Raw genomic sequence first — 17,153 nt, 5'->3', positions numbered from 1 at the left:
AGCAGGCGCGGCGGCACCGGCAGTGTCGCCGTCCGTCCGACGATCGTGACACCGGCATGAGAGGCTCGATATGAAGACCATCAAGGGACCGGCGCTATTCCTGGCGCAGTTCGCCGGCGACGAGGCCCCGTTCAACAGCCTGGAGCGCATCGCCGCCTGGGCGGCTGGCCTGGGTTACGAGGGCGTGCAGCTGCCCAGTTGGGACGCTCGCCTGATCGACCTGAAGCAGGCGGCGGAGAGCCAGACCTACTGCGACGAGATCCTGGGCACCCTGGCCGAGCACGGCCTGGCCCTCACCGAACTCTCCACCCACCTGCAGGGCCAGTTGGTGGCCGTGCATCCGGCCTACGACGAGATGTTCGACGGCTTCGCGGTGCCCGAGGTGCGCGGCAATCCCAAGGCCCGCCAGGCCTGGGCGGTGGAGCAGCTGCACCTGGCGGCGCGCGCCTCGCGCAACCTGGGGCTCACCGACCACGGCACCTTCTCCGGCGCCCTGGCCTGGCCCTTCGTCTACCCCTGGCCGCAGCGCCCGGCGGGGCTGATCGACAGCGCCTTCGACGAGCTGGCCCGGCGCTGGCGGCCGATCCTCGATGCCTTCGACGAGGCGGGGGTGAACCTCTGCTACGAGATTCACCCCGGCGAGGATCTGCACGACGGCATCACCTACGAGATGTTCCTGGAGCGCGTCGGGCATCATCCGCGCTGCCATATCCTCTACGACCCCAGCCACCTGATCCTGCAACAGCTCGACTACCGGGGCTTTCTGGACGTCTACCGCGAGCGCATCCAGATGTTTCACGTCAAGGATGCCGAGTTCAATCCCAGCCCCAAGCAGGGCGTCTACTCCGGCTACCAGGGCTGGACCCAGCGTGCCGGGCGTTTCCGTTCGCTGGGCGACGGCCAGGTGGACTTCAAGCACCTCTTCTCGTGGATGGCGGCCAACGACTACCACGGCTGGGCCGTGCTCGAGTGGGAATGCTGCCTCAAGCACCCGGAGGCGGGTGCCCGAGAAGGGGCCGCCTTCATCCGCGACCACATCATCGAGGTCACCGAGCGTGCCTTCGACGACTTCGCCGACACGGGCACCGACGAGGCCGCCAACCGGCGCATCCTGGGGCTGGACTAGCGACAAGGAGCCATGCACATGACCCAACACGACACACCGCGCCGCCTGCGCCTGGGCATGGTCGGCGGCGGCCAGGGCGCCTTCATCGGCGGCGTGCATCGCATTGCCGCGCGGCTGGACGACCACTACGAGCTGGTGGCCGGCGCCTTCGCTTCGGACCCGGAGCGCAGTCGCGCCTCGGCGGCGGCCTTGCACGTCGCCGAGGCGCGCGCCTACCCCGATTACCGCACCATGGCCGAGGCCGAGCGAGCCCGCGACGACGGCATCGACGTGGTCGCCATCGTCACCCCCAATCATCTGCATTTCGAGGTGGCCAAGACCTTCCTCGAAGCGGGCATCGACGTCATCTGCGACAAGCCGATGACCACCGACCTCGATGATGCCCGGGAGCTGCAGCAGCTGGTGGAGCGCAGCGGGCGCTTCTTCGGCCTGACCCACAACTACAGCGGCTATTCGCTGATTCGCCAGGCCCGCGATATGGTCGCCGCCGGTGAGCTCGGCGAGCTGCGCGTGGTGCAGGTCGAGTATCCCCAGGACTGGCTGGCCACCCGTCTGGAAGAGGCCGGCGTCAAGCAGGCCGAATGGCGTACCGACCCCAAGCGCAGCGGCCCGGCCGGCTGCCTGGGAGACATCGGCACCCACGCCTACCACCTGGTGCGCTTCGTCACCGGCCTGGAGGTCGAAGCGCTGGCCGCCGACCTGCACACCTTCGTGGAAGGCCGCGCCCTGGACGACAATGTGCACATGCTGCTGCGCTTCAAGGGCGGCGCCCGTGGCATGCTGTGGTCGAGCCAGGTGGCGCCGGGCAACGAGAACGGTCTGAAACTGCGCGTCTACGGTAGCGGCGGCGGCCTGGTGTGGCGCCAGGAGGAGCCCAACGAGCTGCTCTACACGCCCCAGGGGGAGCCGCCGCGCCGCCTGACCCGCCACGGCCCGGGCCTGGGCGAGGCGGCCATGGCCGCGGTGCGCATCCCGCCCGGCCACCCGGAGGGCTATCTGGAAGCCTTCGCGCAGCTCTACAGCGACTTTGCCGCCCACCTGCGGGCACGCCGCGGCGGCCCCGAGGTCGCCGCCCACCAGCGCGACGTCCCCGGCGTGGGCGATGGCGTCGACGGCGTGTGCTTCATCACCCGGGCGCTGGAGTCTTCGCAGGCGGGCGGTGCCTGGGTGACTGTCTGAGGAGTGGGCGATGAGCGTGCGGTTGAGCAATGACCGGCTCTACCTGGAAGTGCTGCCCGAGCTGGGCGGTTGCGTGGTGCGCTTCGACGCCCTGACGCCGCACGGTCCCGAGCCGCTGTTTCGACCCGGGCACGCCTCGGGCCACGACCCGAATGGCATGGGACTCTACCCCCTGGTGCCCTGGTCGAACCGTATCGCCGGCGGCGGCTTCCGCTGGCATGGGCAGCGGTACGACCTGCCCGCCAACCTGGCCGGCGAGCCGCTGCCGATCCACGGAGACGGCTGGCAGCGGCCCTGGGAGGTGGTGGCCGCCGCGGAGACCGAGCTGCGGCTCGCCCTGCGTTCCTCCCAGCAGCCGCCGTTCGACCACCGCGCCGAGCTGGGCTACCGCCTGGAGGGAGAGAGCCTGTGCATCGAGCTGGCGGTGACTCACCTCGGGGACGGCCCGGTGCCCTACGGGGTGGGGCTGCATCCCTGGCTGCCGCGCACGGCCGATGTGACCCTGGCGGCCCCGGCCAGGGGTGTCTGGGAGGTGGACGACGCTCAGCTGCCGACCCATTGGCGGCCGCTCGACTCCGACGATCCCTGGTGCTTCGCCGCGGGAGGCGGGCTGCCCGCCGGCCCCATCGACAACCTCTTCACCGGCTGGTCCGGCATGGCGCGTATCGCCTGGCCGTCGCGGGGGCTGGCCCTGGCGGTGGAAAGCGCCTCGCCCGGCGAGCGCTACCTGGTCTACTCGCCCGGCGAGCACGCCGACTTCTTCTGCTTCGAGCCGGTCTCCCACGATGTGGACGCCCATCACTTCGCCGATCCGCTGGCCCACGGGCTGGTTGAACTGGCTAGGGGACAGACGCTGAGGCAAAGGTGGCGTTTCCGGCGTCTTGCCTGATGGTCGCGGTAGGGGCAGGAGCGACGTCAGCGGCATTGCCTGAGTCGAGGAGCCGTCGATGAGCAAGGTACGTATCGAGGTGGTGCACGATCTGAGCATGAGCCTGGGCGAGAGCCCGGTGTGGTCGGTGGCGCGCCGGACGCTCTACTGGGTGGATATCAACCGCGGGGCGATCTACGCCTGGCGACCGCAGGACGGCGGTGCCCCGACACGCACCGAGCTGGGCGAGCAGGTGGGCTGCATCGCCCTTGAGGACACGGGGCTGGTGGCCGCTGCGGCGTCGGGCATCCTGCGCCTGCCGGAGAACGGCGAGGCCGAGCGACTGGCCGACAATCCCGAGTGGCAGAAAGGGCGAGGCAACCGCTTCAACGATGGCCGCTGCGACAGTGCTGGCCGCCTCTGGGTGGGGACCATCGATGCCGACGAAACGAGCCCCACGGCGGCGCTCTACCGTCTCGATGAGGAAGAGCTGACGCCGTGCCTGACGGACATCGCCATTTCCAACGGACTCGCCTTCAGCCCCGACGGGCGCTGGCTCTACCACACCGACTCGCTGAGCCGGCGCATTCTGCGCTACCCCTTCGACCTCGCCAGCGGCACGCTGGGCGAGGGGCGAACCTGGGTCGATCTGGACGCGCTGGAGCTGCCCGGGGTGCCCGATGGCGCGGCAGTGGACAGCGAAGGGTGTTACTGGAGTGCGCTCTACGACGGCGGTCGCATCGTACGGTTCTCGCCGGACGGCGACCTGATGGCGGAATACGAGGTGCCGTGTCCCCACCCGACCATGGTGGCGTTCGGCGGGGCCGACCTGCGCACGCTCTACATCACCACGGCGACCCAGCACCTCGATGCCGAGGGGAAGCGCCGTTGGCCGCTGGCCGGCAGCCTGTTCAGCCTGCCGGCGCCCGTGGCGGGCCTGAGGGAGTCGGTTTGTCGGGCCTGAAGCGTCGACTCAGCGCGCCAGCCAGCCGCCGTCGACGGCCAGCGCATGCCCATTGACGTAGGCGGCGGCATCCGAACAGAGAAAGACCACGGCGCCGGCCAGATCCTCCGGCTCGCCGAAGCGCCCGGCGGGAATGCGCCCGAGCAGCTCGGCGCGCCGGTCGGGGTCGTCACGCAGTGCCTGGGTGTTGTCGGTGGCCATGTAGCCCGGGGCGATGGCGTTGACGTTGATGCCGTGGGCTGCCCACTCGTTGGCGAGCAGCCGCGTGAGACCCAGCAGACCGCTCTTGCTGGCGGTGTAGGAGGGCACGCGGATGCCGCCCTGGAAGGAGAGCACCGAGGCGACGTTGACGATCTTGCCCGGGGCCTCGCGCTCGACCAGGTGGCGCGCCACCTGCTGGGCGAGGAAGAAGGCCGCCTTGAGGTTGACGTCGACCACGGCGTCCCAGTCCGCCTCGCTGAACTCCAGCGCCGGGGCGCGGCGGATGGTGCCGGCATTGTTGACCAGGATGTCGAGCTGGCCGGCCTGCGCTAGGGCGCGCGCGACGATCGACTCGGCGCTGTCGTGGCCGAGCTCCGCTTCGACGGCGTGGAAACGCCGGCCCTGAGCCTCGATACGTTCGCGCGTTTCGTCGGCGGCGCGGCGGTTGACGCCCACCACATCGGCGCCGGCTTCGGCCAGCGCCACGGCCATGGCCTGACCGAGGCCCTTGTTGCAACCGGTGACCAGGGCCACCTTGCCGGTGAGGGAAAACGCACTCATGGCTATCTCCTCGTGGGGATTCAGGCCGCCGTGCCGAGCCGGGCGATGGCCGCCGGCAGTTCGCGGGCGTGGTGGATGGCGATGGCGCCCGGTGGGGTCGCCTCGCGCTCCGGGAAATGGTTGAGGTGAATGACCTGCATGCCCGCCTCGAGCCCGGCCATCACGCCGACATCGGCGTCGTCGATCACCACGCAGCGCTCGGGGGAGTGGCCCATGGCGGCGGCGGCCTGGCGGTAGAGGTCGGGATCGGGCTTCCACACGCCCAGGCTGTAGGCACTGAATAGATTGTCGCCGAAGTGCGCGGCGAGGTCGGCGCTCTCCATGGCGCAGCGGATCTTGCGCTCGGGACCGTTGGACACCACCGCCTTGGGGTGGTGGGCCAGGGCGGCGAGCGCTTCGGGAATCCCGGCAATGGCTTGTAGCTCGGCGCGCATCCGCGCCTCCATGCGCTCGCGCATCCTGTCTTCCAGCTGCTGGCGCTGGGTCGCGTCGAGGGTGACATGGCGCGATTCGAGCTCGAGCACAATGGTCAGGAAGCGCACCCCGCGAAACTCCGCCATGTACTGCTCGGCGGTGAAGGGCAAGCCGAAGCGGGGCAGGGTCTCGGCCATCACCTGGGCGAGCAGGATCTCGCTGTCGACCAGGGTGCCGTCGGAGTCGAAGAGCAGGCAGTAGGGTGTGGACATTTAGACCTCTCGGGGGATGGGGGAGCGCGCCGTTCAGGGTACCAGAGCGACGCGCATGCGCGTCAGATGAAGTCCGGCACCACGGCGCGGGGGATCGCCAGGATCAGCTGGGGGTAGAGGATCAGCAGCAGGATCACCGCCAGCATCACCGCGAGGTAGAGCAGGGTGGTGGCCAGCGCCTTGAGCAGCGGGATGCCGCCGATCTTGGCCGAGATCATCAGGCACAGCCCGTAGGGCGGCGTGATCAGCCCCAGGCCCAGCGCCATCACGCCGATCACCCCGAACTGCACCGGATGGATGCCGGCCTGCATGGCCAGCGGCTGGAAGATCGGCGCCATGATGGCCATGGCCGGTAGCGAATCCATGAAGGTGCCGATGAGCAGCATCACCAGGGTCATCACCAGCAGCAGCACCACCGGGTCGGTGATGTTGACCCCGGCCATCAGCTTGGGCGGGATCTGATAGAAGCTGATCAGGTAGCCGAAGATCGCCGCACCGACCAGGCTGAACAGCGACAGCGAGCAGAGTCGCACCGTGGCGGTGGAGGCGTCGAGCACGTCGCCGAAGCGCAGCTCGCGATAGACGAGAAAGCCCAGAGCCAGGGCGTAGAGCACGGCGATCATCGCCGCCTCGGTGGGGGTGACGATCCCCAGAGTGATGCCGCCGATGATCACCACCGGGATGCCGGCGGCCATCAGGCCGTCCTTGCCAGAGTGCAGCAGCTCGCGGAAGGTGGCGCGCGGTCGCACCGGCACGTTGTAGCGGCGCACGTAGCCCAGGTTGAGCAGCAGTTGGGCCACGCCGATCATCAGGCCGGGCAAGATGCCGCCGAGGAAGAGGCCGGCGATGGAGGTGTTGGTCAGCGCGCCCCATACGATCATGTTGATCGAGGGCGGGATGATGATGCCCATCACCGAGGAGGCGGCGGTGACCGCCACGGCGAAGTGGGTGGGATAGCCCTCACGCTTCATGGCCGGGATCAGCACCGTGCCCACGCCGGCGCTGTCGGCGGTGGAAGAGCCGGAGACCCCGGCGAAGAGCATGCTCACCATGACGTTGACGTGGGCCAGGGCGCCCTTGAGGTGACCCACCAGCAGCATGCACAGGGTGATCAGCCGGTCGGTGATGCGCGCCGCGTTCATCAGGTTGCCGGCGAGCAGGAAGAGCGGTACGGCGAGCAGCACGAAGGAGTCCATGCCGTTGTACATGCGCTGGAAGAGCACCCAGGCGGTCAGCCGCGGGTCGAGCAGGATCAGGCTGAAGGAGGTGAGGATCAGCGCCATGGCGATGGGCACGCCCACCACGATGAGCACGGCGAGCAGGCCGAACAGCAGCCAGGGCAGCAGGAACATCCCGTCGGCGGGCATCATGGGCGGGGCCCTCCCTGTTCGGAATTGCCTTGACTGCCGGTGGGCGATTCGAGGCCTTCCACGCTGTGGCCAGACTCGCTGACGTCCAGCGTCTCGATCTCGTTCGGGGTATTGAGTGCCGCTTCCATGGCGTCCAGGCCGTGGAGCAGGGTATGCAGCAGGCGCTCTACGCTGAACAGCAGGATGAATATCCCGCTGACCATGAAGGTGGAATAGACATAGATCATCGATAGCCCCGAAGCGGTGGCGTTGCGGCGCAACCCGGAGAGAGCGAACTCGTGGCCGTAAAAGACGAAGATGACACCGATCGCCAGGCAGGCCAGGTCGCGGATCACCCGAGTGACGAGATCGGCCCGCGAGCCGCGGGGGAAGGCCTCGAGCACGAAGTGATCGGCGTGCAGCACGCCGACGGCAGCGCCCAGCATCACCATCCACTGAAAGGCGAAGCGGCTGAACTCTTCGGTCCAGTAGAGGCTCGGCATGAAGGGCAGGTTACGGCTGATCACCTGGTAGATGACCAGCAGGATGAAGCCAAACACCAGCGACAGCAGGATCCAGTGGAGCACAAGCTCCAGAATCCGGTTGAGCCGTGCCAGGCCGGCGAGCAGTCGGGACATGGCGATTACCTGTGGCAAGCGAGGCGCCGGCCCGCCCGGGCCGGCGCAGGGCGGCTCATTCCGCGTTGACGATCATCTGGTGGAACTCGGTCAGGCCCATGTCGGCGATCACGCCCTCGAGGGGGCCCTCGACGGTCTCCATCATGGTCTCGCGGTCCATCTCGTGCAGGGTGGCGCCCTCCTCGACCAGCAGGTCGAGCGCTTCGGCGTCCTGCTCGAGCTGGACATCGCGGGCGTAGCTGGCGGACTCCGCGGCAGCCTCCATGACCTGCTCGCGCTGGGTCTCGTCGAGGCGATCCCAGGTGGCCTGGGAGAGCGTCAGCAGGCGCACCGTGATGTCGTGCTCGGAAAGGCCGATGTGCGGCGCCACCTCGTGGAAGCGCATGCGGTGGATCCACTCCGCCTCGTTGAGCAGGCCGTCGATGGCGCCCAACTGCAGGCCGGTATAGATCTCCTCCCACTCCATGACGGTGGGGTCGGCACCCAGCGCCTCCCAGGCGGTGATCAGCGGTCGCGTGGGGTTGGTGCGAATCTTCAGGCCCTCGAGGTCGTCGAGGCTCTCCAGCGGCTCGGTGCTGACGACCTGGCGCTTGCCACCCCCGTAGAAGGCGAGCACGCGCACGTCGGTCTCCGCGGTGATCTGATCGGCGATCGCACGGCCCACCTCGCCGTCGAGGACCTGGCGCCAGTGGTCCTCGTCGCGATACAGGAAGGGGATCGAGAAGACATTGGCGGTGGGCGAGAAGTCGGTGATCAGGCCGGGGTTGATGATCGAGATGTCCAGCGCGCCGGCCATCTGCTGCTCGAACATCTCCGTCTCGTGGCCCAGTACGCCGCCGCCGAGGATCTCGACGCCGATGTCGCCGTCGCTCTTCTCGGCGACCAGCTCCTGGAAACGTTGGGCGCCCAGGTGATAGGCGGTGTCCTCGGTGCCGCCGTGGCCGAAGCGCAGGTCCACGGCCTGGGCGGTGCCGGCTAGGCTCAGGGCAGCGGCCATCACAGCGGTGCCGATCAGGCGCCGGGCGCCGGCGTGGTGTTGGGTCAGTGAGGTTGGATCGATCCATTGGCGAGTCATAAAAGCACCTGTTGTTGTTGGCACCATGCCTCTGGGCATGGCGGCTGGCGTCGATGCGGCGGGCCGCATCAGGTTGTCGTGACGGGACTCTCCAGCGTGCTGGCGTGAGCGCCGCAGGAATCCCGCACCTGCAGTCGGGGCGATAGCACGACCAGTTCCCGCGCCCCGTCGGGGTTGCCGATGCGCCGCAGGGCGAGGCGGGCGGCCTCCTCGCCCACGGCATGGGGATGGGTGGCGATGCTGGTCAGCGCCGGGTCGCCTAGCGCCGCCTCCTCGAGATCGTCGGTGCCGATCACCGCGCAGTCGCGTCCCGGCACCCGCCCCAGGCGCTTGAGGCCGAGCAGGGCGCCGAAGGCCACGAGATCATTGTGGCAGACCACCGCAGTGGGGGCCGGCGACTCGGCCATCAGTACCGGAATGAGCGCGAAGCCGGCGCGGCGCGTCACGTCCGAGCGCAGCAGGCGCTGGTAGGCGAGGCCGTGGCGGGCCAGCGCCTCGCGGTAGCCCTGCCAGCGCTCGCGGGTCGCCGAGTGCTCGATATGGCCGCCGAGAAAGGCAATTCGCTCATGGCCCTGCGCCACCAGGTGGTCTATGGCAAGGCCCACACCGCGGCGAAAGTCGGTGCCGGCGTAGTCGAAGGGCGGCTCGCCGATATGGCGCAGGACCTGGATGCACGGTATCTGCCAGCTGGCGAGGGTGTCGATCAGGCGGGGGTCGGTGCCTTGCGCCGGGCACAGCAGGATGCCGTCGACGCGATGCTCGCGCATGCGCTCGAGGAAGCGCTGCTGGCGCGCGGGCGAGTCCTCGCTGTTGGCCAGGAAGGAGACATAGCCCTCGCGGTTCAGGGCGGCGTCGATGCCCGCCACCATGGCGCCGAAGAAGGGGTTGGCGATGTCGTAGACCACCACCCCGAGGGTGGCGGTGCGCCGCCCGCGCAGCGCCGCGGCGCCGCGGTTGTAGACATAGCCCAGCGCCTTGATCGAGCGCTGCACTCGGCGCCGGGTGTCCTCGGCGACCAGCGGGCTCTCGCGCAGCACCAGCGACACCGTGGAGCGGGACACCCCGGCGTGGGCGGCGATGTCCTGCAGGGTGACGCTGCGCGAGGCGCGGCTGTCGGGGCGAGGCGTGTCCTGGCTCATGGGCTCTCGGCAGTGGTGGCGTTTGTTTTTGGATTGATCCAAATCGTAGAAGACGTCCCCGACCCGGACCCATCCTCCTTTCGTCGTAGGCGGGGCCGCCAGCGGTGGCTCAGCCCTGGCGTGCCGTCCAGGCGGCCTCGTTGACCAGGCTGATGGGCCGCTCGCCGTTCAGCGCACGGGTGAGGTTGTCCACCGCGCGCTGGGCCATGGCCGTGCGCGTCTCGTGGGTCGCCGAGCCGATGTGCGGCAGCGCCACCACGTTGCCCATGTAGGGCAGCGGTGACTCGGGCGAGAGCGGCTCCTGCTCGAAGACGTCGAGGCCGGCGGCGCGGATGCGACCCATCTCCAGGGCCTCGATGAGCGCCGCCTCGTCGACCACCTTGCCGCGGGCGATGTTGACGAAGATCGCCGAGGGTTTCATCTGGGCGAAGGCGTGGGCGTCGATGAGGTGGGTGGTCTCGGCGGTGAGCGGCACGGTGACACAGACGATGTCGGCCTCGGCGAGCAGCGCGTCGAGCTCGCGGCGCTCGGCGCCCAGTTCGGCCTCGAGCGCCGGCTTGGGGGAGGCCATGGCGTAGCGCACCGACATGCCGAAGCCGAGAGCCCCGCGCCGCGCCACGGCGGCGCCGATACGCCCGAAGCCGATCAGGCCCAGCGTCTTGCCGTGCACGTCGGTGCCGAAGTGCTCGGGGCCGATGCTCGCTTGCCAGTCGCCGCGCTTGACGAACTCGGCGAGCTCCACCACCCGGCGGCAGGTGGCCATGATCAGCGCGAAGCCGGTGTCGGCAGTGGTCTCGGTCAGCACGTCCGGGGTGTTGCACAGCAGGATGCCGCGCCGGGTCAGCTCCTCCACCGGGTAGTTGTCGTAGCCCACCGAGATGGTGGCGATGGCCTCGAGCTTGGGTGCGGCGTCGAGCAGCTCGGGGGTGATCGCCACGCTCGAGCCGATCAGGCCGTGGGCGTCGGCCAGGGCGGCGCGAAAGGCCGGGTCGTCGCCAGAGTCGAGGCCCTTGAAGACCTCCACCTCGAAGTCCCGCGAGAGCTCGGCGAGCTGGGCGTCGTTGAGGCGGCCGTAGGCCAGAATGCGTTTCTTCATGGGTATCGTCTCCTCACGCCAGGTTGGCTTCCAGTTCCTCGAGGCGCGCACGGTGGGGTAGGCCCTCCATGTCGCCGATCACCTGTACCGCCTCGGCACCGATCAGGTTGCCGCGGCGCACCGCCTCGCGCGGCGAGCGGCCGTCGAGCAGGGCGCTGATCACGCCCACAGCGAAGCCGTCGCCGGCACCCACGGTGTCGACCACCTCGGCGACCTCGAAGCCGGGTACGGTGAAGCTCTCCTCGTTTCCGCCGAGGCTACCCCGATAGTAGCTGCCTTCCGGGCCGAGCTTGATGATCACCGCCCGGGCGCCACGCTCGAGATAGAAGCCGGCGATGTCGTGGGGCGTGTCGAGGCCGGTCAGGCGGCGCCCCTCGGCGAGCCCCGGCAGCACCCAGTCGGCCTTGGCTGCCAGGGCGTTGATCGTGGAGCACATCTCATGCTCGCTTGCCCACAGCCCGGGGCGCAGGTTGGGGTCGAAGGAGATGCTCGCGCCGGCGTCTCGGGCGCGCTCCAGCATGTGCTCGGCAAGCGCACGGGCGCTGGCCGACAGCGCGGGGGGAATACCGGTGGCGTGCAGGTGGCGCAGCGCCGCGAAGTCCACCTCGGCGGCATCGGCCGGCGACAGGTGGCTGGCGGCGCTGCCGCGGCGGAAGTACTCCACGTGAGGGTCGGCGCCGCCCTCGGCGCGCGCCTTGAACACCAGCCCGGTGGGGTGGTCGGGGTCGTCGACGAGGTGGCGGCAGTCCAGCCCCTCGGCCTCCAGGGTGCGGCGGAGGTAGGTGCCGAAGCTGTCGCGGCCCACGCGGCTCAGCCAGCCCACGGGAAAGCCCAGGCGGGCCAGGCCGATGGCCACGTTGGTGTCGGCGCCGGCGATGCGGCGCTGGAAGTGCGCGACGTCGGCGAGCTCGCCGCTCGATTCGGCGACGAACATCGTCATGGCCTCGCCGAAGGTGAGGAGGGTCGGGGCACTGTCGGGAGCGGTCATGGCGACTCCTGGGAGCGGTCGTGATGGAATGGCAGGCGCGTCGATCCGCGCGGGATCAGCTGCGCCTGGTAGCGGGTGCGGCGGGGCGGCGACGCAGGCTGGGGACTTTCCAGGCGTTGTAGCAGATTCTCGACGGCGGCGCGGCCGATGGCGTCGGTGGGCTGGGCCAGGGTAGTGATGCCGGGGCCGACCAGCTCGCACCAGTCGAGTTCGTCGATGCCCATCAGGCCCACCTCGCCGAGCGGCGTCCCGTGCGCCTGGAGGTGCCGGGTGACGGCCAGGGTGAGGTTGCCGTTGGCGCACAGTAGCGCGCGGGGGATCGTCGCCGGCGATGCCAGGACGCCGTCGATGACCTCGCCCACCGCTGCCGGCCCGTGGCCGATCGACAGGCAGCGTGCCTCGCCGCTGAGGCCGTGCGCGGCGAGGCCGTGGCGAAAGCGCGCGAGGCGCGCCCGGCGCGAACTCGCCTGATCCGGCGGTTCACTCAGGTAGAGCACCTCGCGGTAGCCGGCGGCCTGGAGGTGGTCCAGGGCCTGGTCGATGGCGCGGGCGTTGTCGAGTCCCACCACGTCGGCGGGCACCTCGCCGAGCTCGCGGTCGACGAGCACCAGAGGCGTGCCCTGCTCGGCGAGGCGGGCCAGTTCGCGGTCGGGGCTGCCGGCGGCGTTGATCACCAGCCCCTCGACCCGGTAGGCGGCGAGCAGCGCCAGGTGGCGCCGCTCCTGGGCGGGGTCGTTGTCGGTGTTGCCCACCAGCAGGGAGTAGCCCCGAGCCCGGCACGCCTGTTCCACGCCGTGCATCACCGCCACCGAGTAGGGGTTGCGGATGTCGGCCACCAGCATGCCGATCAGCCGCGAGCGCCCGCCCTTGAGGCCACGCGCCATCTGGTTGGGGCGATAGCCCAGTCGTCGGGCGGCGGCGGCGATGCGCCCCTGCAGCTCGCGCGAGAGACGCTCGCGCTCGCCGCCGAAGTAGCGCGACACGCTGGTCTTGGAGGTGCCGGCGGCATGGGCGACCTCGAGAATGGTGGCTCGCTGGCGTGACTGGGGCATGGGCTTGGCGGTGTGAGTGGTAACGTTCCCATCCTAGACGGGATCGGTGTTACGAGCAAACGCTCGCCCGGTCAGGGCGACAGCAGCAGCACCAGGGCGCCGGTCAGGTAGCAGCCGATGATGGCCACGCTCTCGAAGCCGATCTGCGCCGGCCCCTGGCGCTGGCGGTGTAGCATGCCCACCAGCAGGATGGCGGTCATCAGCAGCGAGAGCGCCACCCACAGCGCCACCGGATCGGGGATGGCGTGGTAGATGGAGCCGCCCCGGTAGGCGATGTCCGAGGCAGCGACGAAGAGGGTGTCGAAGGCGTTGCCGCCGATGATGCCGGCCACGGCGAGGGTCAGCGCCCCGCGGCGCACCGCCGCCACCGAGGTCACGAGCTCCGGCAGCGAGGTCACCACCGCGGTCATCAGCGCGCCCACCACCGACTGCCCGAGGCCGGTCTCCAGGGCAATCGTCGAGGCGCTGCGCTCGAGCAGCCAGCCACTCACGCCGAGACTGGCGGCGAGCACGGCGAAGGCGCTCCACAGCCACACCGCCGAGCGCTGCAGGGCGCGGGCGTCGGGCACGTCGGGCTGGGTCTCGCGGGTCTGGGCGGGACGCCACATGGGGCGCTCGCGGGTGCGGTCGACCAGGCGCAGGCCGAACAGGTAGCCCACCACCAGCAGCGGCGTGACAGGGTGCACCTGCCATAGGGTCCACTCGGGGGCGAGCCGCCCCACCAGCACCAGGGCGAGGAGGCAGAGCAGCAGCCCGCCCTGCATCAGGTTGCCCAGGGAGGCGGCGGCATGCTCGAGGTTGGCGCGGCGGTAGGTGAGGTCGGCGATGGTCAGGAAGAGGGTCTGCACGGCGATGCCGCCCAGGGCATTGCTCATCGCCAGGGTGGGGCGGTCGGCCAGCGCCGCCGACACCGACAGCACCAGCCCCGACAGCGAGGTCGCCATCCCCAGCATCACGGCGCCGGCGATGGCCTCTCCCAGACCGGTGCGGTCGGCGAGGTCATCGACGATGCGCGTCAGGTAGGTCCCGGCTACGCCGATGACCAGGGTGCAGGCCACGAACAGCGGCCAGGCCCATTCCAGCGGCAGATCGCTCAGGACCTGGTTCATGGCGTCAGGGTGCGCAACATCATGGGCGCCTTGGGGGCTGGCAGCGAGTGGTGGACGTCGGCGTGCCGTGCCGCCGGCGGCTAGGGTGAGGCTTCCGTTCGTTCATCCGCCTCGATGCGCTCCCCCTCGGGCGAGACCAGGAACCAGTGAGCGCCCAGGTGGATGACGTCCTGGCCGAGGGCGTCGCCGGCCGCCTTGTCGCCGATGAAGTAATAGAGCGGCCAGCCGGCATAGGTCACCTGACGAGTGCCATCCTCGCGCTCGATGGTATCCAGCCGCTCGGCCTCGACGTGCTCGCCGGCCTGGGGCGCTTCCTGGGTGGCGTAGGGCGGCCAGGCGATGGCGCAGGTCTGGTCGCAGGTGCTGCTGCCGGCGCCGGGCTGGTCGTTGGCGAACAGGTAGAGGCTCATGCCGTCGGGATCGGTGAGATAGGGGCCGTAGGGCGCCTGTTCGCGGGTCTCCACCCGGGCCTGTTCGGCGGGCTCGGGGACGCTCTGCAGGTCGGGATCGGCCTCGCTGGCGGGCTGTCCTTCCACCGCGTTGGTCGCCTCGCTGCCGGGCTCGTCGTCCGCCAGGCTCGGTTGAAGGGCGACAGCGAGCAGGATCAATGCCGCCAGCCCGGGCGCTTGCCAGAGGTGTGTCATGTCAGCCCTCTCCTTGGTGACGCTTCGCCTTCACTCTAGGTAGGGCCGAGGTGATGTTGCAAGGCGCGGGCTCCCGGAGCCCAGGTCGTGCCCCACCCAAAAGGGCGGCCCGCAGGCCGCCCGGTCAGTTACCCGATCGAGGCGTTTAGGTCACCTTGGGCGCTAGCTCGCCGCTGTCGTAGCGGCCGACCATGGCCTCGAGGCTGATCGGCCGGATCTTGCTGGCCTGGCCGGCGGTGCCGAAGGCCTCGTAGCGCGCCATGCAGATCGCCTTCATGGCGGCGACGGTGGCCTTGAGGAACTTGCGCGGGTCGAACTCGGCGGGGTTCTCGGCGAGGAAGCGACGCACCGCCCCGGTGGAGGCCAGGCGCAGGTCGGTGTCGATGTTGACCTTGCGCACGCCGTGCTTGATGCCCTCGACGATCTCCTCGACCGGCACCCCGTAGGTCTCGGGGATCTCGCCGCCGTAGCGGTTGATCACCTCGAGCCACTCCTGGGGCACCGAGGAGGAGCCGTGCATCACCAGATGGGTCTCGGGAATGCGCGCGTGGATCTCCTTGATGCGCTGGATGGAGAGGGTGTCGCCGGTGGGTGGTCGGGTGAACTTGTAGGCGCCGTGGCTGGTGCCGATGGCGATGGCCAGGGCGTCGACCTGGGTGGCCGTGACGAACTCGGCGGCCTCCTCCGGGTCGGTGAGCAGCTGCTCCATGTCCAGCTTGCCCTCGGCGCCGATGCCGTCCTCCTCGCCGGCCATGCCGGTCTCCAGGCTGCCCAGGCAGCCCAGCTCGCCCTCCACGGAGACGCCGCAGGCGTGGGCCATCTCCACGGTGCGCCGGGTGACGTCGACGTTGTAGTCGTAGCTCGCCGGGGTCTTGCCGTCCTCGCCCAGCGAGCCGTCCATCATCACCGAGGAGAAGCCCAGCTGGATGGAGCGCTGGCACACCGCGGGGCTGGTGCCGTGATCCTGGTGCATGACTACCGGGATGTGCGGAAACTCCTCCACGGCGGCCAGTATCAGGTGGCGCAGGAAGGGCGCGCCGGCGTACTTGCGAGCCCCGGCGGAAGCCTGGACGATCACCGGCGAGTCGGTGGCGTCGGCGGCCTCCATGATGGCGCGCATCTGCTCGAGGTTGTTGACGTTGAAGGCCGGCACGCCGTAGCCGTGCTCGGCAGCGTGGTCCAGCAGCTGGCGCATGCTGATCAGTGCCATGTGTTCGTACCTGTCTAGCGTGAGGGCGGCGCCGTCCGGGGGCGGCGCCGCGCTGGTCGTCGAATGGTGAGGTCGCCTAGTCTATCAGGCGCCGTCGGCCGCGGCTTCCAGGGCGGCCACGGCGGGGAGGGTCTTGCCTTCCACGTATTCGAGGAAGGCGCCGCCGCCGGTGGAGATGTAGGAGACCTGGGCCTCGATGCCGTACTTGTCGATGGCCGCCAGGGTGTCGCCGCCGCCGGCGATGGAGAAGCCGCCGCTCTCGGCGATCGCCTTGGCCAGCGCCTCGGTGCCGTGGCCGAACTGGTCGATCTCGAAGACGCCCACCGGGCCGTTCCACAGGATGGTGCCGGCGTCCTTGAGCAGGCCGGCGAGCCGCCCGGCGCTCTCGGGGCCGATGTCGAGAATCATCTCGTCATCGCCCACCTGGTCCACCGGCTTGACCACCGCTTCGGCGGCGTCGGAGAACTCGGTGGCCACCACCACGTCCGTGGGCAGCGGAATCTCCACCTTGGCCATCAGCGACTTGGCCTGCTCGACCAGGTCGGCTTCAAAGAGCGACTTGCCGACGTTGTGGCCGGCCGCGGCGATGAAGGTGTTGGCGATGCCGCCGCCGACGATCAGCTGGTCGCATTTCTCGGAGAGGGCGTTGAGGACCTCGAGCTTGGTGGAGACCTTGGAGCCGCCGACGATGGCGATCATGGGCCGCTGGGGCGTGGCCAGGGCCTTCTCCAGGGCGTCGAGCTCCGCGGCCAGCAGCGGCCCGGCACAGGCGGTGGGGGCGAAGCGCGCCACCCCGTGGGTCGAAGCCTGGGCACGGTGGGCGGTGCCGAAGGCGTCCATCACGAAGACGTCGCAGAGTCCGGCGTACTGCCGGGCCAGCGCCTCGTCGTCCTTCTTTTCGCCCGCGTTGAAGCGCACGTTCTCGAGCAGCACCACCTCGCCGTCGGCCAGGTCGAGGTTGGCGTCCAGGTAGTCGCTGACCAGGCGCACCGGGCGGCCCAGCAGCTCGCTCAGGCGTGCGGCCACCGGTGCCAGCGAGAACTCCTCGGCCGGCTCTCCCTCGGTGGGGCGGCCCAGGTGGCTCATCAGCATGACCCGGGCCCCAGCGTCCATGGCGGCGCGGATGGTCGGCAGGGCGGCGCGCAGGCGGGCGTCGCTGGTCACCTTGCCGTGCTTGACGGGCACGTTGAGGTCCTCGCGGACCAGCACGCGCTGGCCGCGGAGGTCGAGGTCGGTCATCTTGCGCACGTTCATGCGGGAAGTCCTCT

The 17,153-nt window shown here is 69.8% G+C and carries 17 protein-coding genes; 4 read left to right on the top strand and 13 right to left on the bottom strand.

Annotated features, from left to right (window positions below; translation table 11 throughout):
- The first annotated feature begins 70 nt into the window (after positions 1-70).
- Genes FEF15_RS09720 through FEF15_RS09705 form a run of 4 tightly spaced genes read left to right on the top strand, consistent with a single transcriptional unit; the run spans position 71 to position 4,137 of the window.
- Positions 71-1,126, top strand: a complete 1,056-nt coding sequence (locus FEF15_RS09720; RefSeq protein WP_163558965.1) for a sugar phosphate isomerase/epimerase — start codon at positions 71-73, stop codon at positions 1,124-1,126.
- An 18-nt stretch (positions 1,127-1,144) separates the two neighbouring features.
- Positions 1,145-2,305 (top strand): Gfo/Idh/MocA family oxidoreductase, encoded by a 1,161-nt coding sequence (locus tag FEF15_RS09715; protein WP_240454128.1) that lies wholly within the window; start codon positions 1,145-1,147, stop codon positions 2,303-2,305.
- A gap of 10 nt (positions 2,306-2,315) precedes the next feature.
- On the top strand, positions 2,316-3,194 hold the full coding sequence (locus tag FEF15_RS09710; RefSeq protein WP_163558963.1) for an aldose 1-epimerase: 879 nt from the start codon (positions 2,316-2,318) through the stop codon (positions 3,192-3,194).
- A gap of 58 nt (positions 3,195-3,252) precedes the next feature.
- Entirely contained in the window at positions 3,253-4,137 is an 885-nt protein-coding gene (locus tag FEF15_RS09705) for an SMP-30/gluconolactonase/LRE family protein (protein ID WP_163558962.1), read from the top strand.
- Positions 4,138-4,146: 9 nt separating this feature from the next.
- Here FEF15_RS09705 and kduD read toward each other — a convergent pair whose 3' ends face one another.
- The 13 genes from kduD to FEF15_RS09640 all read right to left on the bottom strand — a co-directional run bounded on the left by kduD (position 4,147) and on the right by FEF15_RS09640 (position 17,139).
- On the bottom strand, positions 4,147-4,899 hold the full coding sequence (gene kduD / locus FEF15_RS09700; RefSeq protein ID WP_163558961.1) for a 2-dehydro-3-deoxy-D-gluconate 5-dehydrogenase KduD: 753 nt from the start codon (positions 4,897-4,899) through the stop codon (positions 4,147-4,149).
- A gap of 20 nt (positions 4,900-4,919) precedes the next feature.
- A complete protein-coding gene (locus tag FEF15_RS09695) occupies positions 4,920-5,585 on the bottom strand; it encodes an HAD-IA family hydrolase (RefSeq protein WP_163558960.1) in 666 nt (221 codons plus the stop codon).
- Between the two features lie 62 nt (positions 5,586-5,647).
- On the bottom strand, positions 5,648-6,955 hold the full coding sequence (locus FEF15_RS09690) for a TRAP transporter large permease (protein WP_163558959.1): 1,308 nt from the start codon (positions 6,953-6,955) through the stop codon (positions 5,648-5,650).
- The gene (locus FEF15_RS09685; protein WP_163558958.1) at positions 6,952-7,572 is read right to left on the bottom strand and encodes a TRAP transporter small permease; all 621 of its coding nucleotides are present in this window, start codon (positions 7,570-7,572) and stop codon (positions 6,952-6,954) included. The genes FEF15_RS09690 and FEF15_RS09685 overlap by 4 nt, the downstream gene beginning before the upstream one ends.
- A gap of 55 nt (positions 7,573-7,627) precedes the next feature.
- Positions 7,628-8,647 carry a TRAP transporter substrate-binding protein gene (locus FEF15_RS09680; protein ID WP_163558957.1) on the bottom strand — a complete coding sequence of 340 codons (1,020 nt, stop codon included), beginning with the start codon at positions 8,645-8,647 and terminating at the stop codon, positions 7,628-7,630.
- A gap of 68 nt (positions 8,648-8,715) precedes the next feature.
- The gene (locus FEF15_RS09675) at positions 8,716-9,786 is read right to left on the bottom strand and encodes a LacI family DNA-binding transcriptional regulator (RefSeq protein ID WP_163558956.1); all 1,071 of its coding nucleotides are present in this window, start codon (positions 9,784-9,786) and stop codon (positions 8,716-8,718) included.
- 109 nt (positions 9,787-9,895) lie between these two features.
- On the bottom strand, positions 9,896-10,882 hold the full coding sequence (locus tag FEF15_RS09670) for a D-glycerate dehydrogenase (RefSeq protein WP_163558955.1): 987 nt from the start codon (positions 10,880-10,882) through the stop codon (positions 9,896-9,898).
- 13 nt (positions 10,883-10,895) lie between these two features.
- On the bottom strand, positions 10,896-11,870 hold the full coding sequence (locus FEF15_RS09665) for a sugar kinase (protein ID WP_163558954.1): 975 nt from the start codon (positions 11,868-11,870) through the stop codon (positions 10,896-10,898).
- Positions 11,867-12,922, bottom strand: coding sequence for a LacI family DNA-binding transcriptional regulator (locus tag FEF15_RS09660; protein ID WP_163558953.1), 1,056 nt, complete (start codon positions 12,920-12,922; stop codon positions 11,867-11,869). The genes FEF15_RS09665 and FEF15_RS09660 overlap by 4 nt, the downstream gene beginning before the upstream one ends.
- Positions 12,923-12,993: 71 nt before the next feature.
- Complete coding sequence (locus tag FEF15_RS09655) at positions 12,994-14,031, bottom strand: sodium:calcium antiporter (protein ID WP_163558952.1); 1,038 nt, start codon at positions 14,029-14,031, stop codon at positions 12,994-12,996.
- A gap of 80 nt (positions 14,032-14,111) precedes the next feature.
- Positions 14,112-14,675, bottom strand: coding sequence for a hypothetical protein (locus FEF15_RS09650; protein WP_163558951.1), 564 nt, complete (start codon positions 14,673-14,675; stop codon positions 14,112-14,114).
- A 145-nt stretch (positions 14,676-14,820) separates the two neighbouring features.
- Entirely contained in the window at positions 14,821-15,885 is a 1,065-nt protein-coding gene (fba, locus tag FEF15_RS09645) for a class II fructose-bisphosphate aldolase (protein WP_163558950.1), read from the bottom strand.
- 84 nt (positions 15,886-15,969) lie between these two features.
- Entirely contained in the window at positions 15,970-17,139 is a 1,170-nt protein-coding gene (locus FEF15_RS09640; RefSeq protein WP_163558949.1) for a phosphoglycerate kinase, read from the bottom strand.
- Positions 17,140-17,153: the final 14 nt, after the last annotated feature.

Source organism: Halomonas sp. NO4 (genome assembly GCF_010994375.1).
In the GTDB taxonomy this organism is placed as follows: Bacteria; Pseudomonadota; Gammaproteobacteria; order Pseudomonadales; family Halomonadaceae; genus Halomonas.
The sequence above is the reverse complement of the archived record's forward strand: the minus strand, read 5'-3'. Positions and strand labels throughout refer to the sequence as shown.